Origin of the sequence: Aeromicrobium ginsengisoli (genome assembly GCF_004134905.2) — a bacterium.
Classification (GTDB): domain Bacteria; phylum Actinomycetota; class Actinomycetes; order Propionibacteriales; family Nocardioidaceae; genus Aeromicrobium; species Aeromicrobium ginsengisoli.
The window spans coordinates 479858-501437 of record NZ_SDPQ02000002.1 but is presented as its reverse complement, the minus strand read 5'-3'; the positions used below and the strand labels follow the sequence as shown (position 1 = coordinate 501437).

The window sequence follows — 21580 nt, the reverse complement described above, 5'->3', positions numbered from 1 at the left end:
GTGAAGCGCACCTCGCGCAACGGGGGCCGTGGGTCACCTGTCTGGGGTTCCACAGCGCGCCTCAGTCGTCGTCGCGCTTGTCGTGCTCGAACGAAGCCGACGAGCGGAAGCCTGCAGGGCCGCGTACGACGGCGACGACCTCGTAGGCCTCGATCGTCACGGGCGCGCTGCCGATGATCTTGGAGCCGGCGGAGTCCGCGGCGACCTTCTCGAAAGAGTCCTGGAACGCCGAACGCGCGGCGTCGGACACGAACACGTAGCTGCCCTCGAACCACTCGCCCTTGCGGGCGCGCCAGGTCTTGAAGCGCAGGCCGTCCAGAGCCGCGAACTTCGCGAACGACTCGTCCTCGACGTAGCTGCGCAGGGCCCTGAGCGTGCCCTTGGGTGCGTCGGTCAACGACCAACGAACCGTCAGCCCGTACATCAGACGGCTTTGAGCTGGTCGCCCAACGTGGCTGCTTCCTCATTGTTGAGCTCGACGACGAGACGTCCGCCGCCCTCGAGCGGGACGCGCATGACGATGCAGCGCCCTTCCTTGGTGACCTCCATCGGGCCGTCTCCGGTCCGTGGCTTCATGGCGGCCATCAGTTCCCCTCTCGATCTTGGAGCTCCCACCGCTACGGCAGGAAGCGTGCCTCCTATTATCGCCTATGGCCGGAGGACGTTCGACCGCAGTACCACCAGGAGGCACAGATGACCGACCCCAGCGCACCACCTGTCACCTACGAGGTGGCCGACGGCGTGGGCACCGTGACGCTCAACCGGCCCGACGGGATGAACAGCCTGACACTCGCCACGAAGGTCGCACTGCGTGATTCCCTGCACGCCGCGGCGGCCGACAGCGCGGTGCGATGCGTCGTCCTGACCGGCACCGGGCGGGCGTTCTGCGTCGGCCAGGACCTCAAGGAGCACGTCGCGGACCTGCAGGACGAGAGCGCGTCGCTGGGCACCACGGTCGCCGAGCACTACAACCCCACCGTCACCGCGATCGCCACGATGCCCAAGCCGGTCATCGCTGCGGTCAACGGTGTCGCCGCCGGTGCCGGTGCCTCCCTGGCGTTCGCGGCCGACTTCCGCCTCGTGCGCCGCTCGGCCGGCTTCAACCTGGCGTTCGCCGGCATCGCCCTGTCGTGCGACACCGGGTCGTCGTGGACGCTGCCCCGGCTCGTCGGGTTCGGCAAGGCGACCGAGCTGCTGATGCAGCCGCGGACGATCCCGGCCGACGAGGCGTACGCCCTGGGGCTGGCCACGAAGGTCGTCGACGACGAGGAGTTCGACGGCGAGGTCGCCGCGCTCGCCCGTTCGCTCGCTGACGGGCCAACGCTTGCCCTCGCCTCGATCAAGCGCTCGCTGGCGTTCTCGGCGAACCATGACCTGGCGGCCTCGCTCGAGCACGAAGGGCAGAAGATGGCGCTGACCGGCAAGTCTGCCGATCACGCGGCCGCCGTGAAGGCGTTCCTCGCCAAGGAGAAGCCGGTCTTCACCGGCCACTGAGGTCAGGCGGACCGGTCGTGCTGGCGGCGCTCCTCCTGGGTCGCTGCCTCTTCCCAGGCGAGGAGCTGCGCGCGGGCGTCCAGCTCGGCACTCTCGCTCTCCGCCAGGGAGTCGAGCGCGCGGGCCAGGTCGAACTGAGCCGACTCGAGGTCGGACCTGGCTGCATCGACATCGGCCTCGAGTGCCTCGACGCGGGCCCGTTCCTCGGACAGCCGCTCGCGCGCCTTGGCGATGTCGATCTCGTAGGTCACCAGCACGTCGCGGAGCTCCGCGAGCTGGGCGTCACGCAGCCGGATGCGCGAACCCATCTGGTTGGCGAACTCGATGTGCTCGCGCGATCGGGCCACCGAGGCACGACGGTTGTCGTCGACGATGTGGGCCCGCTCGAGCGACCACTCACGGCGCCGGTCGGCGAGCTCGTTGGACAGCATCCGGGCGGCGACAACGCCGGCCACGACGGCATAGACGGTGGCCGCGACGAGCACGGGCACGGTCGAGACGATGATGCCGGCAGTCGCCACGACGACAGCCGAGATCAGCAGTCCGGTGGCGCCGACTGCTCTGCGGGATCGGGGGTTTCTCCGCGATGAGGCCATGTCCGGATGGTAAGCCGGGAGACCGGCGAATCCGGGGAGGCACGCCTATGGGTTCCTGGCAATGCAGTCGGCGAGGTGGTCGTTGACCATGCCCGTGGCCTGCATCAGCGCGTAGGCCGTGGTGGGGCCGAAGAACCGGAAGCCCTTGCGCTTGAGGGCCTTGGCCATCGCGACCGACTCTGGTGTGGTGGCCGGAACGTCAGCGTAGGACGTCGGCGCGGGAGCCGGCGGCGGCGCGAACGACCACAGCAGGTCGCTGAACGACTCGTCGAGCTCGATCAGCGTGCGGGCGTTGCTGATGGTCGCCTCGATCTTGAGCCGGTTGCGGACGATGCCGGCGTCGTCGAGCAGCCGGGCGACATCGGCGTCGCCGAACGCGGCGACGGCCTCGGGATCGAAGCCGGAGAACGCGGCGCGGAAGTTGTCGCGCTTGCGCAGGATGATGGCCCAGGAGAGGCCCGACTGGAACGCCTCGAGCGACAGTCGCTCGAACAGCTCACGGTCGCCGCGCAGCTCACGGCCCCACTCGTCATCGTGATAGGCGATCATCGCCGGGTCGTTGCCCCACGGGCATCGCACCACGAGGTCGGCATCGGTCGTTACGCTCACGGGTGTGACTCTGCCACCTGCCCCCGACACTCTGCGTCTGGGCACGCGGACGTTCGGCCCCGGCGAGCACGCACTGATGGCGATCATCAACCGCACACCCGACTCGTTCTACGACAACGGCTCCACGTTCGACCTCGAGCCGGCGCTCGTACGCCTGGCCGAGGCGGTGCGCGACGGCGCCGACCTGGTCGACGTCGGTGGCGTACGCGCCGGCTACGGGCCCGACGTCGACGCCGAGGAGGAGCTGCGTCGCACCGCCGACTTCGTCGCCGAGGCGCGCACCCGCTTCCCCGACCTGGTCATCAGCATCGACACGTGGCGCAGCGAGGTCGCCGACGAGCTCTGCCGCCTCGGCGCCGACCTCGTCAACGACACCTGGTCGGGCCACGACCCCGAGCTCGCTGCCGTCGCAGCCCAGCACGGCGCGGGCCTCGTGTGTAGCCACACCGGCGGCATCGGGCCGCGCACCGACCCGCACCGCTCGGCGTACGACGACGTGGTCGCCGACGTGATCGCGACCGTGACGGCGCTGGCCCACCGCGCCCTCGACGCGGGGGTGCGCCCGGACGGCATCCTGATCGATCCCACGCACGACTTCGGCAAGAACACCCGGCACAGCCTCGCGCTCACCCGCAGGCTCGACGAGCTCGTCGCGACGGGCTGGCCCGTGCTGGTGGCGCTGTCCAACAAGGACTTCGTCGGCGAGACGCTCGACGTCGACAAGGACCACCGGCTGCCCGGCACGCTCGCCGCGACGGCAGTCTCGGCGTGGCAGGGGGCGCGGGTGTTCCGCGCGCACAACGTGGCCGAGACGCGACAGGTCCTCGACATGATCGCGTCCATCCGCGGCGACCGGCCGCCAGCGGTCGCCCGGCGCGGCCTCGCCTGACCCACTCGGACGGAACGCGTTCCACGAGTTCGAGTCACGGGTGTCACGAAGCACGTACGATGCAGGTTCCCGGGCCTGAATGGCCTGCGTCGACAGCGAGGAACGACAACCGTGAGAGTCTTTCGCAAAGTGGTGCTCCCGGTGGCCTGGGTGGCGATCTTCGCCACGATCGCCGTGAGCCTGGCGGTCATGGCGTTCGGCAACGACGATCCTGAGCCGCCCCGCAGCGGGCTGACGCCGACCGGCAAGATCCCGGTCAGCAACGCCGGGGTCAGTCGCGGCACGATCGAGAACACCCTCACGCTCCGCGGCACGATCGAGGTCGACGCGCCGGTCACCGCGAAAGCCGACCACGACGGCGTCGTCAACCACTTCTTCCTGCCCGTGGGTGCGAAGGTCAAGGTCGGCGAGCCGATCTTCCAGGTCAAGTCCGAGGAGACCGAGGCGCCGACGGGCGACGACGAGGAGGAGGCGAAGCCCCAGGTCCGCTACTACAACGTGCTGGCCACCAAGGCCGGCCGCATCGCCTCGTACGCGAAAGAGCTCGACGACCCGGTGACCAAGGGCGACGCGGTGGCGACCGTACGACTCGACACCTACCGCGCGACGGGCTCGATCAAGCCGGTCGACCAGTACCGCCTGCTCCACATGCCCCGGTCGGCACGAGTCACGATCACGGGCGGCCCCAAGCCGTTCTCGTGCGGCGACCTCGCGATCGGTGACCCGGTGACCGACACGACCAACACGGGCGATGGTGCGGGCGACGCAGGGCAGATCGACCCCAGCGGCTACACCGGCCCCGGCGATGGTGAGGGCGGCGAGGGCGGTGGCGGTGCCAGCATCGCGTGCCGCGTGCCCGACGACGTACGCGTCTTCGATGGCCTCGCCATGACGATGTCGATCAACGCCGGACGCGCCGAGGACGTCCTGGTCGTACCCATCACGGCCGTTCGCGGCGTGGTCGGCACCGGCACGGTGTGGGTCGTCACGAACGGCGAGCCGACCCCGCGTCGCGTGCGCCTGGGGCTCAGCGACGGGCAGAACGTCGAGATCCGCAAGGGCCTCAAGGAGGGCGAGGAGATCCTCGAGTTCGTCCCGGGAGCCTCCCCCGAGGACCTCAACGGGGACATGGGGCAGGGGGTCGGCTGATGTCCGAGCTGCTGCGACTCACCGACGTGACCCGGACCGTCAAGCTGCCCGACGACACCGACCTGCACATCCTCACGGGTGTCGACCTCACGGTCTCGACCGGCGACCACATCGGCATCATCGGGCGATCGGGCACCGGCAAGTCCACGCTGCTCAACCTCCTGGGCCTGCTCGACCGCCCGACGACCGGCACCCTCGCGTGGGCCGGCCATGACACCCGTACGCTGCGGGCGCGGGCGGCCGCTCACATCCGCGGCCGCGACGTCGGTTTCGTCTTCCAGCAATTCAACCTGCTGCCGGGACGTACGGCGCTCGAGAACGTCGCGGCACCGCTCATGTACGCACCCGGCAGTGCGTTCTGGAAGCGCCGCGAGATCGCTGCGACGATGCTCGAACGTGTAGGCCTCGGCGCGCGGCTCGACTCAATGCCCGAGAGCCTGTCGGGCGGCGAGCAGCAGCGCGTCGCGATCGCCAGGGCCATCGTCCGGGGTCCCAAGATCGTGCTGGCCGACGAGCCCACGGGAGCGCTCGACCTCGAGACCGGCGCCGAGGTCATGAGCCTGCTCGACGGCATCACGCACGAGACCGGGGCGGCGCTCATCACGATCACCCACGACGTCGCCGTCGCGGCCATGGCACGGCAGCGATTCCGCCTCGAGGGCGGCCGGCTGCACAGCCTCGTCGACGTGCCGGCATGAGGGCGGCAGCGGCATGACCGGACTGGCTGCGGCGATCGCGGAGGCGTGGCAGGAGCTCCGCATCCACCGACTCCGCGTCCTGCTCTCACTGATCGGCGTCGGCGTCGCGGTCTGCGCCCTGACCTGCGCCGTCGCGGTCAGCAGCATCGCGAAGCAGGCCCTCGTCGAGCAGGCCGAGCGCGAGGGCGGGCGGCCCACGACGTACGGGCTCTACGCCTACAGCAACGAGACCGGCGAGCCACCGCCGCCTGCGGAGACCCGACGCGTGTTCAGCACGATCATGGACGAGTTCGACATCACCTACCACTCGGCGATCGGCGAGTCCGACGCCTTGGTGGTGCTCCCCACCGGCTCGAGGCACATCTCGCTGCGCGCCGTCGACGTCGCGTACGCCGACCTGCGTCGCATGGTCCCCGTGCAAGGCCGCTGGCTCGACGCCAAGGATGCGCAGAACCTCAGCCCGGCCGTCGTGGTCGACGCCCGACTCATGAAGGCACTGCGCCTCGGCCCCGACTCGCTGCCGGCCACCGTGACGTTCGGCGGCGAGACACCCATCACGGCGACGATCGTCGGCCAGGTGCGCAAGGACGAGCAGTCCGGCCGGTCGACGGCCTACATCCTGTTCGACGCGTACGACCGATGGTTCGGTGCGACCCAGCAGATGTTCGACGTCAACTTCCAGATGTGGGTGCCACCCAAGGGCGCGAAGCCGCTGAGCAAGGCGGTCGCCCAGGAGTTCCGGTCGCAGCTCCCCGGTCTCCAGGTCCAGGTCAACCGGCAGGATTCGGCCGATCGCGGAGAGTCGTTCACGACGTTCAAGTACGTCGTCGGCGGCATCAGCGCCCTCATCCTGCTGCTGGGCGCCATGAGCCTGCTCAACATCGCGCTGGTGACAATCAAGCAACGCGTGCGCGAGATCGGCATCCGCCGCAGCTTCGGCGCCACCACGTCACGCGTGTTCTTCTCGGTCATGATGGAGAGCGTCGTCGCGACGTTCGTCGCCGGCCTGGTCGGCGTCGTCGGCGCGGTCGGCATCGTCAACAGTCCCCTGATCGCCGATCACGTCATCACGAACGTGACCGACATACCCCCGTTCCCGATCTCGGCCGCGATGCTGGGCCTCGTCGTGTCCCTCGCCGTCGGCAGTCTCGCCGGGTTGCTGCCGGCGCTCATCGCCGTGCGCGTCAAGATCATCGACGCCATTCGGTTCTAGGCCTCGCTGGGAGTGACGTCAGCTGTCCTTGGCGACGAACCAGGCGACTGCCTCGTCGACGTCGTCGGTGAGGTGCAACATGTCGATGTCGGGCTGGCCGATCTTGCCGTCGGTCAGCATCGTCGTGCGCAGCCAGTCGATCAGGCCGCCCCAGTACTCGGTGCCGAACAACACGATCGGGAACGACGTGATCTTCTGGGTCTGCACCAGCGTCAGCGCCTCGAACAGCTCGTCCATCGTGCCGAAGCCGCCGGGCAGCACGACATAGCCCTGGGCGTACTTGACGAACATCGTCTTGCGGACGAAGAAGTAGCGGAAGTTGATGCCGAGGTCGACCCACTCGTTCATGCCCTGCTCGTGCGGCAGCTCGATGCCGAGACCGACGGACACGCCGCCGCACTCGCTGGCGCCGCGGTTGGCGGCCTCCATCGCACCGGGACCGCCGCCGGTGATGACGGCGTAGCCCTCGCCGCAGAGCTTGGCGGCGATCTGGCGCCCGGCCTCGTACATCGGGTCGTCGGGCTTCGTCCGCGCGGAGCCGAAGATGCTGACCGCCGGGCCGAGCTCGGCGAGCGCGCCGAAGCCCTCGACGAATTCGGACTGGATGCGCAGCACCCGCCAGGGGTCGGTGTGCACCCAGTCGCTGGGGCCACGCGAGTCGAGCAGCCGCTGGTCCGTCGTGCTCGTCGGCCGCTGTGCGCCGCGCAGGCGTACGGGCCCCTTGCGGTGGTCGGGCCTCGGCTGGTCTGCAGAAGTCATGTCGTGAGCCATTTCTCGAGTCGGTCGCGCACCCGGTGCAGGTGCTCGACGGGGACGTGCTCGTCGGCCTTGTGGGCGAACGTCGGATCGCCGGGCCCGTAGTTGACCGCGGGTACGCCCAGCAGCGTGAACTGCGCGACGTCGGTCCAGCCGAACTTCGGGTTGACCTCACCGCCGACGGCCTCGACGAACGCCGCCGCGGCGGGGTGCGACAGCCCCGGCAGCGCTCCAGGCGCCGAGTCGGTGATCGTGAGGCCGAACCCCTCAAAGGTTTCCTGCAGGTGCTGGTGCGCCTGCTCCTCGCTGCGGTCGGGCGCGAAGCGGTAGTTGACCGTCACGACCGCCTCGTCGGGAACCACGTTGCCCGAGACACCGCCCCTGATCGCCACGGCGTTGAGCCCTTCGCGATAGGTCAGTCCGTCGATCTCGACCATGCGGGGCACGTACGCGTTGAGGCCGTCGAGCACCGGGGCGAGCGCGTGGATCGCGTTGCTGCCCATCCAGGCGCGCGCCGTGTGGGCCCGCTCACCGGTCGTCCGGATGTCGGCGCGCATCGTGCCCTGGCAGCCGGCCTCGACGCCGGCGTTGGACGGCTCCATGAGGATCGCGAAGTCGCCGGCGAGCAGCTCGGGCCGCTCACGCGCGAGCCGGCCGAGGCCGTTGAACTCCGCCGCGATCTCCTCGCCGTCGTAGAACACGTAGGTCACGTCGCGGACGGGCTCGGGCACGGTGGCGGCCATCTGCAGTGCGATCGCCACGCCACCCTTCATGTCGCAGGTGCCCAGCCCGTGGAGGACGCCACCCTCCAGCCGCGACGGCAGGTTGCCGTTGGCGGGCACCGTGTCAAGGTGCCCTGCGATGACGATGCGTTCGGGACGACCGAGCGACGTACGGGCGACGATCGTGTGACCATCGCGCACGACCTCGAGGTGCGGCAGCTCGCGCAGCGCTGCCTCGACCGCGTCGGCGATGACCTGCTCGTCGAGGCTCTCGGACGGGATGTCGACGAGCGCGGCGGTGAGGCTGACGATGTCGGCGGTCAGGTCGAGTGCTGGCACGGGTTCATTCCACCACGTGGCGCCACACCACCGGCTGTCACTCGCTCGGGAAGACGCAGAACTCGTTGCCCTCCGGATCGGCCATGACGGTCCACGGCTTTGCTCCTGCCGGTGTCAGGATCGTGGCACCCGCGGCGACCAGGTCGTCGAGCGTCACGCCGGGCAGGAGCTTGACGTCCCAGTGGATCCGGTTCTTGACGGTCTTGGGCTCGGGCACCGGCACGAAGTCGAAGCCCTCGGTCGGCAGGCCCGGGATGTTCTCGAGCGGCGAGTAGCCGTCGTCGTGCGAGACGTCGCCGCCGATGACCTCGGCCCACCAGTCGGAGATGGCGACGTGGTCGGCGGCGTCGATCACGGTCGACTTGAACTTCTTGGCCGGCGGCTCGTCGTAGGTGAACACGCAGAACTCGCCACCCTCGGGGTCCGCGAGCGTCGTCCACGGGAACTCGCCCTCCTTGGTGATGCGCTCGAAGTCGGCGAAGGGCGCCATGGACTCGGCGCGTACGTCGAGGTGCACGCGTTGCTTGACGGTCAGCGGCTCGGGGACCGTGTTGAGCCACACCTCCTCGCCGGGCTCGGAGCCGACCAGGTGAGCGTCACCGTCGTCGTGCTCGACGATCTCGTAGCCGAGCGTGTCGGCCCAGAAGTCCTTGACCGCGGAGACGTCGCTGGCGTCGATGCAGAGTGCTTGGTAGGTCACGAGAGGCATGAATTCAGCCTGCCACAGCCTGTCCCCTTCAGCGAGCCATCGCTGCCACGGGGACCCGTGCAGGCCGTCATCGGCACGCCGGGAGCCGGCTCGATCGAGCTCGCGTTGCAGCCGCACGCCGACCACCCGATGGTCGCGCCCGTCCTGGCCCGGGTCACCGAGCGCCGCATGTCGACGCTCGAGTCGCTGTTCGCCGAGCAGGGACTGTCACGGCCGGACGCCCGTGATCGCGCCCGGCTGACGTACGCCGCCTATCTCGGGCACGCACAGCTCGCCCACGCCACACCCGGCCAGCTGCCCAAGGGCAAGGCGTTCACGGCGTACGTCGACCGCATCGTCGAGACGCTCGCAGACGTCTAGTCCTGGACGGCCTTGATGACGGCCATCGCGGTGGTGACCCGCTCGGGATCGCCGTCCTCGATCGCCCACATCGCGTTGTGCGCCTCGCGCACGATGACCCAGTCGCGGGCGCGCTCCTCATCGAGATGCGCCACATCGACGGCGGTGTGGAAGCGCCGCCGCACCGCCGCCCGTACGTCGCCGGACGCCACGATCTCGTCCCAACGGTTGAACAGCAGCATGTCGACCTCGTAGTGCGGATCGCCGGACACCGGCTGCGGGTCGATCACGAGCCACGGCGCCCGGTCGCCGGCGAGCACGTTCTCGAAGTGCAGGTCGCCGTGGATCAGCGTGCCGTTCGTCTCCGGATCGCCCGCGAGGTCGCGGCCGAGTCGCACTGCCTGCTCGACGATGCGTCGAGGGATCGCCGCATCCCGTGGCAGCCGCTCGAGATCGTCGCTGTAGCGCTCGATGTACGAGCTCAGCGTCAGCATCTGGGGCGGCGCCGCAACATGCAGCCGCGTGTAGAGCCCGGCGATGAGCTCGCACGCCTCGATGTCGGGGAGCTGCGTCAGGTCGCGGGGCGACAGCCGCTCGAGCAGCATCGCATTGCGGCGCGGGTCGGCGCGCAGCATCAGCACCGCTCCCCTGCCGTGCCAGTGCTGCAGCGCAAGGATCTCGTGCTGGCACTCCTCGTACGGCCACGCGACCTTGAGCACTGCCGTACGGCCGTCGGCGCGTACCGGGACGACCAGGGAGGTCCAGCCGTGCATCGGCTCGCCGTCGACCACCAGGTCCCACTCGTCGAGCAGGTCCCGGACCGTGCGGGGCACCCCGTCGACCCAAGCGGCCCATTCGGGACTGCGACTCGCCGCTGCGAGGAAGGCCGGCGGCAGGTCGAACGGCAGCAGGCTCACGTCACGAGCCTAGGCAGGGCCGCGCAGGCCATTACGCCACATCCCTACCGTCATCCTCCGGACGTACGGCCCGGGCAGCGGTCATCCTGCTTGCATGGCGGTCGACATGGTGGTGCTCAAGCCCTCTTCGGGCCTGCACGACCTCGTGGTCCAGCGCCTGAGCGACGGCCCCCTCGGCGGCGTCGACCGGCTCGTCATCGAGGCCGCGGCGGAGGAGATGGTCGGGCTGATCAGCACGCTGGTGCCGCGCCACGACGGTTCGTTGGTCGAGGCCGTGCGCCGGTTCCACGACGACGACTGGATGGCCGGCTGCGCTTTCGCCGACAACGCGGGCAGTGCGCCGGCCCGAGCGGCCGCTGCGCGACGAGTCGTACGCGAGCGGGTCGACCTCGCCTTCGGGAGCTCGGCCGCGGACGTGCTGATGCACACGGCGATCGTGCGTGGCTATCTCGACGCTCATGGTGGGCACCTCGCGGCTCAGCGGGAGCTCCATCTGAGCCGGGCCACGTTCTATCGGGCGCTGAGGCGGGCCAGGGGCCGTCTCAGCGACACCGACTGACTCAACCCGACCATCGACCGACCTATCGAGGAATCCCATGCGCCTGCCACTGCTCGCCCGTACGCTCACCGCCGCCACGATGCTGGTCGCCCTTGCCGCCTGTGGATCGGGCAGTAGCGGAGACGACGACGCCGAATTGGCGAACGACAAGTCCGCGACGGCCACGAGCTCGGCGCCGAAGATCCCCGATGACATCTGCTCGGCCTTCACCGCCGAAGAGCTCGGAACCGCCATCGGCGCCACGGTGACCACCGAGGCCCAGCCCGGTGGAGGATGTGCCTTCAACCAGGAGGACCCTCGGGCCGTGTCCGGATCGATCGGTGCGATCGCCGACGACTCGGGCACCGGAGGCTACGAGGCCGCCCGGTCCGGCGCGTCAGGCGCGATGGACTCACCTGAGGTCATCGACGTCGACGGCATCGGGACCAAGGCCTTCCTGGCATTCGGGACGATGTTCGGCGGCGAGAGCCTCCAGGTCTCGGGCGGCACCACCGACGGGAAGGTCATCGCGGTCATCACGATCCAGCAGGGCCAGGGCCTCGACCGGGCCGCGCTCGAAGAGCTCGGGCGCAAGGTCCTCACCCTCGCCGACGCCAAGCTCCACTGAGCCTGACGCCCAGGCGTGGGCGAGGTCGAGGCGTGACCGGGCACCGGATCGCCGAAGGGCCGCCGAGACATGCTTCTCGACCGCCTTCACGGTGACGTCGAGCCGGGCGGCGACCTCAGCGTTCGACAGCCCCTCGGCCACGAGCGCGACGACGTCGCGTTGTCGCGGCGTCAGCACCTCGCCCATTGCCGATCCCGCAGCCTGCGAGGGAGGGGCCGCGTGAGCGAGGAGCTGGACCCGGGTGCCGACGCCGAACGCGGCGAGGATCCGCGACGTGTGCACCCGCACGGTGTGGGGCGAGATGAACAGGAGCCGAGCGATCTGGGTCGTCTCGCGACCCGCCATGATCAGGCGGGCGATCTCGGCCTCCCTGGCGGAGAGCGCCGGCCAGCCGTCACCGATCACCGGCGGAAGGCGACGACCCGCGCGACCCAAGGTCTGACCAGCTGCCCGGCGTACGGCGTGGTGGCCGAGGCGGTCGCTGGCGGCCACCAGATCGCGCATCGACCGGACCGCCGTCGACACGTCGTTGCCGGCCACACGGACCCGCGCCAGGACGACCTCCGTCTCGGCCAGCTCCACGTTGCGGCTGTCCAACCGGCACCCCTCGACCGCCTGCTCGGCCAGCTCGATCGCCCGTTCGCGCTCACCCGCCATCTCCGCGAGGCGGGCCTTGAGCCGGAGGATCGTCGGTCGCGCGATCGGGTGGTCCACGAGGGTCTCCGCCTGCGCGCCCCACGCCTCGGCCGCGTCCCGATCGCCCAGCTCGACCGCAGCCGCAACCAGGAGCTCAAGGCCCAAGGCCCGGTCGATGACGGTGAACCGCGACAGACCCGCGTCCCCGCCGGCGATGAGGACGAGCGAGGCGCTCTGCGCGACGTCGCCGATCGCCACTGCGGCGAAGGCCGCCAGCAGATGGAGCCCGCGACTCAAGTGGTCATGGGCCGACAGCCCGGCCGCTTGGATCTCATCCACCAGCGAGGTCGTCGACATGACGTCAGAGCTGTTGCCGGACACCAGCCCGGCGACGGACATCGTCAGCAGACGAGCCCGCTCACTGTCGGCCTCGGCCACGGCCTGACGAGCCGAGACCTGTGCCTCGTCGATACGGCCACCGAACGCTGCGATCCGCGCACCGGTCGCCAGCATCATGGCCCGGTAGGAATGCCCCCGCCACGACTCGGTGACCGTGTCGTCCCACAACGACGCGGCGACTCCAAGACGCGCCTGGGTCAGCGCAGCTTCGGCCACGAGGTAGCGGACGAAGTCGTCCAACGCATCGTCAGAGGGCCCCAGCGCGGCGACGACGTCATCCAGGGCCGATGAGAGTGTCGGCCGCATGAGACCGGCGTCCGCGAGCGCCACAACCGCAAGGGCCAGGCGGCGGTCGACCTCGGAGCCAGCGCCAGTCAACGCAGCACGACCCGCGCGCTCGGCCGCCTCGAACTCACCCAGCCAGAAGTGCGCCATGCCGATCATCGACCGAGCGGTCGACCCGACCTGCTCCTCGAGCTCGGCAACGACCTGGTCAGCCCGTCCTTCGACCATGAGGTCGACCGCCCGCGCGACGGTGCCCCGATCGTCCATCCCGGCAGGCTAGCGCCCAGAGGTGGCCGGTGTCAGAGCGTTGACTGGACTCCGGCGAGCAGCTGGCGGGCCATGACGACGCGCTGCACCTGGTTGGTGCCTTCGTAGATCTGGGTGATCTTGGCGTCGCGCATCATGCGCTCGAGCGGATAGTCGCGGGTGAAGCCGTAGCCACCGAGCAGCTGCACCGCATCGGTGGTGACCTGCATCGCGGTGTCGGACGCGAACGCCTTGGCCGCCGCACCGAAGAAGGTGAGGTCCTTGTCGCCGCGCTCGGAGCGGCCCGCGGCGGCGTAGGTCAGCTGCCGTGCGGCCTCGACCTTCATGCCCATGTCGGCGAGCATGAACTGCAGGCCCTGGAAGTCGCTGATGGGGTGACCGAACTGCTTGCGCTCCTGGACGTAGCCGAGCGCGTAGTCCAGCGCGCCCTGCGCGACGCCGACGGCCTGCGCGGCGATCGTCACGCGGGTGTGGTCGAGTGTCTTCATCGCCGTCGCGAAGCCGGTGCCCTCGGCGCCGATCATCCGGTCGCCGGGGATGCGGACGTTGTCGAGGTAGACCTCACAGGTCGGTGAGCCCTTGATGCCGAGCTTGCGCTCCGGCGCCCCGAACGACACGCCCTCGTCGGACTTCTCGACGACGAACGCCGAGATGCCCTTCGTACGCTTGTCGGGGTCGGTGACCGCCAGGACGGTGTAGAACTCGGACTCGCCGGCGTTGGAGATCCAGCGCTTGACCCCGTTGAGCACCCACCCGTCGCCGTCGCGGACGGCACGGGTCTTCTGGTTGGCGGCGTCACTGCCGGCCTCGGGCTCGGACAGGCAGTAGGAGAAGCCCTCACCGTGGGCCAGCCGCGAGAGGTAGTTCTTCTTGAGCTGTTCGTCGCCGGCGATCATGAGCGGCAGCGAGCCGAGCTTGTTGACCGCCGGGATCAGGGACGCCGACACGTCGACGCGGGCGATCTCCTCGATGACCAGGACCGTCGCGAGCGCGTCAGCACCGGCGCCGCCGTACGCCTCGGGGACGTGCGGCGCGTGGAAGTCGGCGGCAAGCAGCGCGGCGGCGGCCTCGCGCGGCCAGCGCGCGTGCTCGTCGACATCAGCGGCGTACGGGGCGATCTTGGCCTCGGCGACGGCGCGGACCGCTTCGCGGATGGCTTGGTGCTCCTCGGAGAGGACGAACATGTCGGACACGTGGACTCCCGATAGTAGGACGACCTAGTAATGATACCTCCGTGTTCGACCGCGTCCGGCCGATCGTCTGGTGGCATCGGACACACTGGCCGCATGACCAGCTCCTTCACCGGGCACATCGCCGGCTTCGGGACGTCGTCAGGCGTACGCATCGTGGTGGGCGCCTGGGACGCGAGCCCGTTCGGCCCGTTCGCCGACGTCATGATCGAGGACGCCGCCGGCCACCGCACCCTGATCGCACCACGGCTGACCGTCGCCGACTTCGTCGCGTCGACCTACACGTTCGACGAGGTCCGCATCGAGCCCGTGTCCGTCGAGAGCGGAGACGAGTGGTCGGTCCACACCCGGTCGCTGCAGCTGCGGTTCAGGCCCGGCCGGCGCCTCTGGGTCGGTCCGCTGCTCGGCCTCGTGCCGCCGCCGCTGCGACGGACCGCGACGTGGGCCAAGGTCTGCGACCCCGTCGCCGCTCGGGTCATGCCGGGCGTACGGACGTATGGATCGGCGGGCAACGGACGGACCGAGTGGTACGCCGCCACGGACGTCCGCCATCTCGTCAGCGCCAGAGCGACCTGGGAGGGTGAGGAGCTCGGCGAGCTGTCGCCGGTCCAGCCGCCCGTACGCTTCGGGTTCGCCTCGGCACCCGGCAAGCCGACGCTCACCACGCTGACGTCGTACGTGCGCGAGTAGATTCAGGGTCATGCGGACCGAGATCACGAACGAGGCCGAGCTGCGTGAGCTGCTCGGTGAACCGATGCAGCGAGTGCTCGACAAGGACTCCGACGTCTTCCTGCCCGAGCACCGCGCGTGGCTCGCGGCATCGCCGTTCTGCCTTGTCGCGACGTCTGACGCATCGGGTGCCTGCGACGTCTCACCCAAGGGCGATCCCGCCGGTTTCGGCTACATCGTCGACGACACGACGCTGGCGATCCCCGAACGGCCCGGCAACAAGCGCGCCGACGGGTTCTCCAACATCCTGCAGAACCCGCACGTGGGCCTGATCTTCTTCGTCCCCGGCCGCGGCGACACGCTCCGGGTCAACGGTCGCGCGACACTGCTGGCCGATGCGCCGTATGCAGAGCACATGGTCGTCAAGGGCCACCAGCCCACGGTGATCCTCGAGGTCGCGGTCGAGCAGATCTTCTTCCACTGCTCCAAGGCGTTCCTGCGATCCACGCTCTGGGACCCGGAGACGTGGCACCCCGAGCGGGTGCCGAGCCGCGCGCAGATCGCCAAGTCCCTCGAACGGCCTGACGACTCGCTCGAGGAGCTCGAGGCCTACTACGGCCCGCAGTACGCGGAGAAGCTCTACACGAGCTGACAGGCGTCAGCGGAAGCCGAGGCCACCGGAGGGGTTGCGAATCTTCTCGCCCTTGGCGCGGGCGATGTCGGCGAGATCGGCCTGGAACGCGAGCATCCGCTCCGTCAGCTCCGCATCGCCGGTCGCCAGGATGCGTACGGCGAGCAGGCCGGCGTTGCGGGCGTTGCCGATCGACACCGTGGCCACCGGCACGCCGGCCGGCATCTGGACGATCGACAGCAGCGAGTCCATGCCGTCGAGGTGCTTGAGCGCGACCGGGACGCCGATGACCGGCAACGGCGTGACGGCGGCGAGCATGCCGGGCAGGTGGGCGGCTCCCCCGGCGCCGGCGATGATGACCTCGATGCCCCGCGCATGGGCCTCGCGGCCGTACGCCAGCATCTCGTCGGGCATGCGGTGGGCCGAGACGACATCGGCCTCGTAGGGGATGCCGAACTCGCCGAGTGCCGTTGCCGCCGCCTCCATCGTCGGCCAGTCGGAGTCCGAGCCCATCACGATCCCGACGCGTGCGGTGGTGCGATCAGTCATGGGTCACTCCTGTGGTGAACAGTGCGGCTGAACGGCGGGCCCGGGCGAGCACGTCGTCGAGATCTGGTCCGTACGCCGTCACGTGGCCCACCTTGCGGCCGGCCTTGACGGACTTGCCGTAGAGGTGGATCTTGACGTCCGGCTCGGCGGCCAGGACGACGGCACGCTGGGCCTCGAGGTCCTCGACGGCGCCACCCAGGATGTTGACCATCACGGACCACGGCGCACGAGCATCGGTGGCGCCCAGTGGCAGGTCGAGAACCGCCCGCAGGTGGTTCTCGAACTGGCTCGTGACGGCTCCGTCGATCGACCAGTGCCCCGTGTTGTGCGGGCGCATCGCCAGCTCGTTGACCAGCAGCCGACCGTCGGTGGTCTCGAACAGCTCGACGGCGAGGATGCCGGTGACGTCGAGCTCGGTCGCGATGCGCTCGGCCATGGCGCGGGCCTCGGCGTCGAGCGCGGGGTCCAGCGAAGGGGCCGGGGCGATGACCTCGGCACACACGCCGTCGGCCTGGCGCGACTCGACGACCGGATAGGTGCGCACCTCGCCGGACGGCGAACGGGCGACGAGCGCCGACAGCTCGCGCGTGAAGTCGACGAGCTCCTCGGCCAGCAGCGGGCGGTCCGAGGAGAACGCCTCCGCGGCGTCGGCGGTCGAACGTACGACCCACACGCCCTTGCCGTCATAGCCGCCGCGGGTCGTCTTGACCACAGCGGGGAAGCCGAACTCAGCAAGCGCCTCGAGCCCGCCGTGAGACGGCAGTGCGACCCAGGAAGGAGCAGGGATGCCCATGCCGGAGAGACGCTCTCGCATGTCGCCCTTGTCCTGGGCGTACAGCAGCGCGTGGGGCCCCGGCCGGCAGGCGTGCCCCTCGGCCTCGAGGGCGCGGAGATGCTCGGGCGGCACGTGCTCATGGTCGAACGTCACGACCGGCGCGTCGGCCACGATCGCACGCAGCGTGTCGAGATCGGTGTAGTCGCCGACGACGTGGTCAGGGACGACCTGGGCGGCCGAGACGTCGGGCGCCTCGGCAAGGAGCCGGATGCGGATGCCGAGGCCGATCGCGGCCTGCTGCATCATGCGAGCCAGCTGTCCACCACCGATGACCGCGAGCTGGGGTGAAGGCACGACGCCAGCCTATCGGGAGCGGAAGCCGCGGCGTTCGCTCACCGTGATGGGCGAGACGTTGCCGAACCCGCGCAGCGGCCGGGGCGGCAACGTGCGGGTGTCGAACTCGTCGCCCAGGGTCGCGGCCGTGGCCGCGTCGATCAGCACGCGGTTGCTGCGCGCGACGTGCGACAGGCGTGCGGCGAGATTGACCGGGGGGCCGAAGACGTCGCCGAGCCGGCTGATCGCCGAGCCGGTCGCCAGCCCCACACGGATGTCGGGCATGTCGTCGCGCGACGCGATCTGGCTGACCAGGTCGAGCGCGGTGCGCGTGCCTTCACGGGCATCACCGATCACGAACAGGACGGCGTCGCCGAGGGTCTTGACGACCCGTCCGCCGTGGGCCGTGACGATGTCGGTGCAGCGGGTCTCGAAGTTCTCGACCAGGGCACCGAGGGTCGAGTCGTCGAGCTCGTTGGACAACGAGGTGAACCGCGAGAGATCCGCGAAGCCGACCGTCATGACGGTCGACAGCAGCTCTTCGTCGGCCGCCCCCAGTGCCTCGATCCGCGCAGCCGCAGCCGCGAGATGGCGCCGCCAGGCATAGATCATGAGCTGCTCGAAGCTCGGTGCGACGTCGGTCGCCAGGCCGATGGCAGCACCGAGCCGGCTGGGGGACTTGCCGCCCTGGACGTCCAGCTCGACCTGGTCGACCAGCGTCGAGACCTGCCAGTCGGCGAGCCGCGACATCGTGGTGCCGAGGGCGCGCGTGATGCGGTAGACGGTCTCCTCGTCGAGCGTGCCCGACTCGATCGCCGCCGCGACCGTCGCCACGGCCGCGACATCCGGCTCGCCGTACGCGATGGCGTCGCCGGTGTCGGGGAACCCGAGGGCACGCCACAACCGCTGGCCGTCCTCGAGGCTCAACCCACCCTTGTCGGCGACCTCGGAGCTGCTGAGGGTCAGCTCGCCGCCCAGGATCAGGCGCGCGAGCTCGTCACGAAGCTCAGACCGACTCATCCGTCGCCGTCTTGTCGTGCTTCTCGAACACGAGGTTGGTCACGGTGCGGTGGAACGCCTCGATGTGCGGGATGTCGTTGAGCTCGAGCCCGGCCTGCTCGCTGGCGTCGTGGATGATCAGCGTGCCGCAACCGAGGATGCGGTCGTTGAGGTTCTTCTCGAACGCGACGTCGTTGATGCGGCTCAGCGGGATGACCCGGCCCGTACGGGTCAGCAACCCCTTCTGCTCGACGATGCGCTTGTTGGTCAGCGTGTAGGTCCAGGTCAGCCACTTGAGGAACGGCAGGACCGAGCCCCACAGGATCAGGACGACCATCGCGGCGACGACGATCCAGCGCGGGACGCCGCTGCCGGAGTCGCCCACCTCGCTGATCGCCCAGCCTCCGATGCCGGCCACGACGAGCAGGATCAGGAAGGGCAGGAACAGCACCTTGACGTGGGTGCGGGTCGTGGCGATGACCTGTTCGCCATCGATCATCAGCTTGCGCGGAAGGCTCATGCTTGTAATTTTCTCACGTGGCCGGTCGCACGTGGGTGATATCGCCCGCGCTGATGGCCTGGCCGTCGACCAGCAGGCGGCCGAGCTCGTCGATTCCCGTCGCCTGGCCCTCGAGCGCGTTGCCGTCCGGGAGGCTGACCCGCACCCGCGTGCCCAACGTGACGCACCGCCGGACGTACGAGTCACGGATGCCGGAGCCTGGATCGCCGCCGGCCGCGGCCCAGGCGCGGTAGAGCGCCTCGAGGTTGCGCAGGAACGCGCGAAGGACGATCGTGCGATCGGTCTCGGTCGCGCCTTCGAGCGCCAAGGACGTCGCGGTCTCCACCGGCAGCTCGTCCCGGCGCAGCGACACGTTGAGCCCGACACCGATGATCGCCGCCGAGCCCTGCGGCGTGTCGACCCGCTCGAGCAGGATGCCGGCGATCTTGCGACCGTCGACCAGCACGTCGTTGGGCCACTTGAGCCCCGACTCGACACCGCACTCATGCACCGTCGCGTCGACGGCAAGGCCGACCAGCAGGGGCAGCCAGACCCATCGCGCGGCTGGTACGCCGTCGGGGCGCAGCAGCACCGAGACGATGACGCCGGAGCCGGCCGGCGACTCCCACGCCCGGTCGAGGCGGCCGCGGCCGGCGGTCTGCAGATCGGTTGTGTGCACCGTGCCCTCCGGCGCCCCGGCCCGCGCGGCCGCTGCGACGTCGGCGTTCGTGCTGCCGGTCTCGGTGGTGACGACGATGTCGGTCCAGAACCGGCCCGGGCCGGCGACGGCCGCGCGCAGGGCAGCGGCGTCGAGAGGCGGTCGGTCCAGGTCGCGATAAGTCATGAGAACAGACTCACATACCGGTCAGAGCCTCTGATCGTTACGCTGACCCCCGTGACCGAACACGAGATCGAAGCCCATCCCGAGCTCCACACGACCGCCGGCAAGCTCGCTGACTTCCAGCGACGCCAGAAGGAAGCCACGGTCGACATGGCCGAGCGCGCGGCGGAGAAGCAGGCCAAGAAGGGCCGCGGATCCGCTCGTCAGCGCATCGAGGACCTCCTCGACGAGGGCTCGTTCGTCGAGCTCGACGCCCTCGCCCGGCACCGCAGCACGGCGTTCGGGCTGCAGGAGAACCGGCCTCTCGGCGACGGTGTCATCACCGGCTACGGCACGATCGACGGCCGCCAGGTGTGTGTCTTCAGCCAGGACTTCTCGATCTTCGGCGGCAGCCTCGGGCAGGTCTACGGCGAGAAGATCACCAAGGTCATGGACCTCGCGATCAAGTCCGGCTGCCCCATCATCGGCATCAACGAAGGCGCCGGCGCACGCATCCAGGAGGGCGTCGTCTCGCTCGGCCTCTATGGCGAGATCTTCAAGCGCAACGTGCACGCCTCGGGCGTCATCCCGCAGATCTCGCTGATCATGGGCACCAACGCCGGCGGCCACGTCTACTCCCCCGCCGTCACCGACTTCGTCGTGATGGTCGACAAGACGTCCAACATGTTCATCACCGGCCCTGACATCATCAAGACCGTCACCGGCGAGGACGTCACGATGGAGGACCTCGGCGGCGCCCGCACGCACAACACCAAGTCGGGCAACGCGCACTACATGGCGGCCGACGAGGAGGACGCCCTCGAGTACGTCAAGGCGCTGATCTCCTACCTGCCGCAGAACAACATGGAGGAGCCCGAGCCGTACGACGAGATCGCCGACCTCGAGCTCACCGAGACCGATCTCGCGCTCAACACCCTCGTGCCGGACTCGGCCAACCAGCCGTACGACATGCACACCGTGATCGAGTCGGTCGTCGACGACGGCGACTTCCTCGAGGTCATGCCGCTGTTCGCGCCCAACATCATCATCGGCTACGGCCGCGTCGAGGGTCGCAGCGTCGGCATCGTCGCCAACCAGCCGATGCAGCTCGCCGGCTGCCTCGACATCGACGCGTCGGAGAAGGCGGCCCGCTTCGTCCGCACGTGCGACGCGTTCAACATCCCGGTCCTCACGTTCGTCGACGTACCCGGCTTCCTGCCCGGCACCGGCCAGGAGTGGGACGGCATCATCCGCCGCGGCGCCAAGCTCATCTACGCGTACGCCGAGGCCACCGTCCCGCTCGTCACGGTCATCACCCGCAAGGCGTACGGCGGCGCGTACGACGTGATGGGATCCAAGCACCTCGGCGCCGACATCAACATCGCCTGGCCCTCGGCCCAGATCGCCGTCGTCGGTGCGTCCGGCGCAGTCGGCATCCTCTACCGCAAGGAGATCGCGGCGGCGGACGACCCGGAAGCCAAGCGCGCCGAGCTCATGACGGCGTACGAGGACGAGCTCTGCAACCCCTACCTCGCGGCCGAGCGCGGCTACGTCGACGCGGTCATCGAGCCCGCGCAGACCCGCGCCGAGGTCGTCAAGGCGCTGCGACTGCTCAAGACCAAGCGCGAGACGCTGCCGCCCAAGAAGCACGGGAACATCCCCCTGTGAGCGACGAGAAGCCCGACTCGCCGGTTGAGCCCGTCGAAGCCCCCGCGCACAAGCCGATCCTGCGGGTCGTCAAGGGCGACCTGACCCCGGAGGAGCTGGCCGCGCTCGTGGCGGTCGTCGCGGCCCGCAACGCCGCTGCCGCGCACGCCGCCGCCCGCACCGAGCCCAAGGTCCGGTCGCAGTGGGGCCACCCCGCCCGCATGGCCCGCGCGCCGCACCGCGTCGGTCCGGACCTGTGGCGCCGGTCGGCCTTCGGCGGCTGAC

Annotated in this window: 26 protein-coding genes; 11 read left to right on the top strand and 15 right to left on the bottom strand. The window is 69.8% G+C overall.

Annotated features, from left to right (window positions below):
* Positions 1-61: 61 nt before the first annotated feature.
* Positions 62-397, bottom strand: coding sequence for a hypothetical protein (locus ESP70_RS09275; RefSeq protein ID WP_246161985.1), 336 nt, complete (start codon positions 395-397; stop codon positions 62-64).
* A gap of 26 nt (positions 398-423) precedes the next feature.
* On the bottom strand, positions 424-585 hold the full coding sequence (locus ESP70_RS09270) for a DUF3117 domain-containing protein (RefSeq protein ID WP_082530405.1): 162 nt from the start codon (positions 583-585) through the stop codon (positions 424-426).
* A gap of 108 nt (positions 586-693) precedes the next feature.
* Between ESP70_RS09270 and ESP70_RS09265 the strand changes: the two genes are divergently transcribed.
* Positions 694-1494 (top strand): enoyl-CoA hydratase-related protein, encoded by an 801-nt coding sequence (locus ESP70_RS09265; protein WP_149688999.1) that lies wholly within the window; start codon positions 694-696, stop codon positions 1492-1494.
* A gap of 2 nt (positions 1495-1496) precedes the next feature.
* On the opposite strand, the gene ESP70_RS09260 is transcribed toward ESP70_RS09265, so the two are convergent.
* Both ESP70_RS09260 and ESP70_RS09255 read right to left on the bottom strand, forming a co-directional pair.
* Positions 1497-2090 carry a hypothetical protein gene (locus tag ESP70_RS09260; protein WP_149688998.1) on the bottom strand — a complete coding sequence of 198 codons (594 nt, stop codon included), beginning with the start codon at positions 2088-2090 and terminating at the stop codon, positions 1497-1499.
* A 45-nt stretch (positions 2091-2135) separates the two neighbouring features.
* Entirely contained in the window at positions 2136-2699 is a 564-nt protein-coding gene (locus ESP70_RS09255) for a DNA-3-methyladenine glycosylase I (protein ID WP_281287312.1), read from the bottom strand.
* A gap of 4 nt (positions 2700-2703) precedes the next feature.
* Here ESP70_RS09255 and folP point away from each other — a divergent pair, with 4 nt between their 5' ends.
* The 4 genes from folP (at position 2704) to ESP70_RS09235 (ending at position 6648) form a co-directional block, all read left to right on the top strand.
* Positions 2704-3588 carry a dihydropteroate synthase gene (gene folP / locus ESP70_RS09250; protein ID WP_425458389.1) on the top strand — a complete coding sequence of 295 codons (885 nt, stop codon included), beginning with the start codon at positions 2704-2706 and terminating at the stop codon, positions 3586-3588.
* A 111-nt stretch (positions 3589-3699) separates the two neighbouring features.
* Complete coding sequence (locus ESP70_RS09245) at positions 3700-4737, top strand: permuted SH3 domain-containing protein (RefSeq protein ID WP_149688995.1); 1038 nt, start codon at positions 3700-3702, stop codon at positions 4735-4737.
* Positions 4737-5435 carry an ABC transporter ATP-binding protein gene (locus ESP70_RS09240; protein WP_149688994.1) on the top strand — a complete coding sequence of 233 codons (699 nt, stop codon included), beginning with the start codon at positions 4737-4739 and terminating at the stop codon, positions 5433-5435. Before ESP70_RS09245 ends, ESP70_RS09240 begins: the two co-directional genes overlap by 1 nt.
* Before the next feature lie 13 nt (positions 5436-5448).
* Positions 5449-6648, top strand: a complete 1200-nt coding sequence (locus ESP70_RS09235; RefSeq protein WP_149688993.1) for an ABC transporter permease — start codon at positions 5449-5451, stop codon at positions 6646-6648.
* An 18-nt stretch (positions 6649-6666) separates the two neighbouring features.
* Here ESP70_RS09235 and ESP70_RS09230 read toward each other — a convergent pair whose 3' ends face one another.
* From ESP70_RS09230 to ESP70_RS09220, 3 genes are read right to left on the bottom strand one after another with little or no spacing between them, the layout of a single operon-like run.
* Complete coding sequence (locus ESP70_RS09230; RefSeq protein ID WP_223148675.1) at positions 6667-7407, bottom strand: LOG family protein; 741 nt, start codon at positions 7405-7407, stop codon at positions 6667-6669.
* Positions 7404-8465, bottom strand: a complete 1062-nt coding sequence (gene dapE, locus ESP70_RS09225) for a succinyl-diaminopimelate desuccinylase (RefSeq protein ID WP_149688991.1) — start codon at positions 8463-8465, stop codon at positions 7404-7406. The genes ESP70_RS09230 and dapE overlap by 4 nt, the downstream gene beginning before the upstream one ends.
* 37 nt (positions 8466-8502) lie before the next feature.
* Entirely contained in the window at positions 8503-9174 is a 672-nt protein-coding gene (locus tag ESP70_RS09220; protein ID WP_149688990.1) for a VOC family protein, read from the bottom strand.
* A gap of 57 nt (positions 9175-9231) precedes the next feature.
* On the opposite strand from ESP70_RS09220, the gene ESP70_RS09215 reads away from it, so the two are divergent.
* On the top strand, positions 9232-9534 hold the full coding sequence (locus ESP70_RS09215) for a hypothetical protein (protein ID WP_149688989.1): 303 nt from the start codon (positions 9232-9234) through the stop codon (positions 9532-9534).
* On the opposite strand, the gene ESP70_RS09210 is transcribed toward ESP70_RS09215, so the two are convergent.
* Positions 9531-10430: an aminoglycoside phosphotransferase family protein gene (locus ESP70_RS09210; RefSeq protein ID WP_246161984.1), complete on the bottom strand. Its 900-nt coding sequence runs from the start codon at positions 10428-10430 to the stop codon at positions 9531-9533. The two genes, ESP70_RS09215 and ESP70_RS09210, sit on opposite strands and share 4 nt — an antisense overlap.
* Positions 10431-10524: 94 nt before the next feature.
* On the opposite strand from ESP70_RS09210, the gene ESP70_RS09205 reads away from it, so the two are divergent.
* Complete coding sequence (locus ESP70_RS09205) at positions 10525-10989, top strand: hypothetical protein (protein ID WP_149688988.1); 465 nt, start codon at positions 10525-10527, stop codon at positions 10987-10989.
* 391 nt (positions 10990-11380) lie between these two features.
* On the opposite strand, the gene ESP70_RS09200 is transcribed toward ESP70_RS09205, so the two are convergent.
* Together ESP70_RS09200 and ESP70_RS09195 are read right to left on the bottom strand one after the other, a co-directional pair.
* The gene (locus ESP70_RS09200; RefSeq protein ID WP_149688987.1) at positions 11381-13183 is read right to left on the bottom strand and encodes a helix-turn-helix transcriptional regulator; all 1803 of its coding nucleotides are present in this window, start codon (positions 13181-13183) and stop codon (positions 11381-11383) included.
* 32 nt (positions 13184-13215) lie between these two features.
* Entirely contained in the window at positions 13216-14367 is a 1152-nt protein-coding gene (locus ESP70_RS09195) for an acyl-CoA dehydrogenase family protein (RefSeq protein ID WP_149689733.1), read from the bottom strand.
* A gap of 102 nt (positions 14368-14469) precedes the next feature.
* Here ESP70_RS09195 and ESP70_RS09190 point away from each other — a divergent pair, with 102 nt between their 5' ends.
* Positions 14470-15063 carry a hypothetical protein gene (locus ESP70_RS09190; RefSeq protein ID WP_149688986.1) on the top strand — a complete coding sequence of 198 codons (594 nt, stop codon included), beginning with the start codon at positions 14470-14472 and terminating at the stop codon, positions 15061-15063.
* Positions 15064-15073: 10 nt separating this feature from the next.
* Positions 15074-15694, top strand: coding sequence for a pyridoxamine 5'-phosphate oxidase family protein (locus ESP70_RS09185; protein ID WP_149688985.1), 621 nt, complete (start codon positions 15074-15076; stop codon positions 15692-15694).
* Between the two features lie 6 nt (positions 15695-15700).
* Here ESP70_RS09185 and purE read toward each other — a convergent pair whose 3' ends face one another.
* The 5 genes from purE to ESP70_RS09160 are packed head-to-tail and all read right to left on the bottom strand — an operon-like array spanning position 15701 to position 19672.
* Positions 15701-16222: a 5-(carboxyamino)imidazole ribonucleotide mutase gene (purE, locus tag ESP70_RS09180; protein WP_149688984.1), complete on the bottom strand. Its 522-nt coding sequence runs from the start codon at positions 16220-16222 to the stop codon at positions 15701-15703.
* Entirely contained in the window at positions 16215-17351 is a 1137-nt protein-coding gene (locus tag ESP70_RS09175) for a 5-(carboxyamino)imidazole ribonucleotide synthase (protein ID WP_149688983.1), read from the bottom strand. The genes purE and ESP70_RS09175 overlap by 8 nt, the downstream gene beginning before the upstream one ends.
* Before the next feature lie 9 nt (positions 17352-17360).
* Positions 17361-18350 carry an adenylate/guanylate cyclase domain-containing protein gene (locus tag ESP70_RS09170; RefSeq protein WP_149688982.1) on the bottom strand — a complete coding sequence of 330 codons (990 nt, stop codon included), beginning with the start codon at positions 18348-18350 and terminating at the stop codon, positions 17361-17363.
* Positions 18337-18849 carry a PH domain-containing protein gene (locus ESP70_RS09165; protein WP_149688981.1) on the bottom strand — a complete coding sequence of 171 codons (513 nt, stop codon included), beginning with the start codon at positions 18847-18849 and terminating at the stop codon, positions 18337-18339. Before ESP70_RS09165 ends, ESP70_RS09170 begins: the two co-directional genes overlap by 14 nt.
* 13 nt (positions 18850-18862) lie before the next feature.
* Entirely contained in the window at positions 18863-19672 is an 810-nt protein-coding gene (locus tag ESP70_RS09160; RefSeq protein ID WP_149688980.1) for a biotin--[acetyl-CoA-carboxylase] ligase, read from the bottom strand.
* A gap of 51 nt (positions 19673-19723) precedes the next feature.
* On the opposite strand from ESP70_RS09160, the gene ESP70_RS09155 reads away from it, so the two are divergent.
* Both ESP70_RS09155 and ESP70_RS09150 read left to right on the top strand, forming a co-directional pair.
* Positions 19724-21316: an acyl-CoA carboxylase subunit beta gene (locus tag ESP70_RS09155; RefSeq protein WP_246161983.1), complete on the top strand. Its 1593-nt coding sequence runs from the start codon at positions 19724-19726 to the stop codon at positions 21314-21316.
* Complete coding sequence (locus ESP70_RS09150) at positions 21313-21579, top strand: acyl-CoA carboxylase subunit epsilon (RefSeq protein ID WP_223148674.1); 267 nt, start codon at positions 21313-21315, stop codon at positions 21577-21579. The genes ESP70_RS09155 and ESP70_RS09150 overlap by 4 nt, the downstream gene beginning before the upstream one ends.
* Position 21580 lies beyond the last annotated feature (1 nt).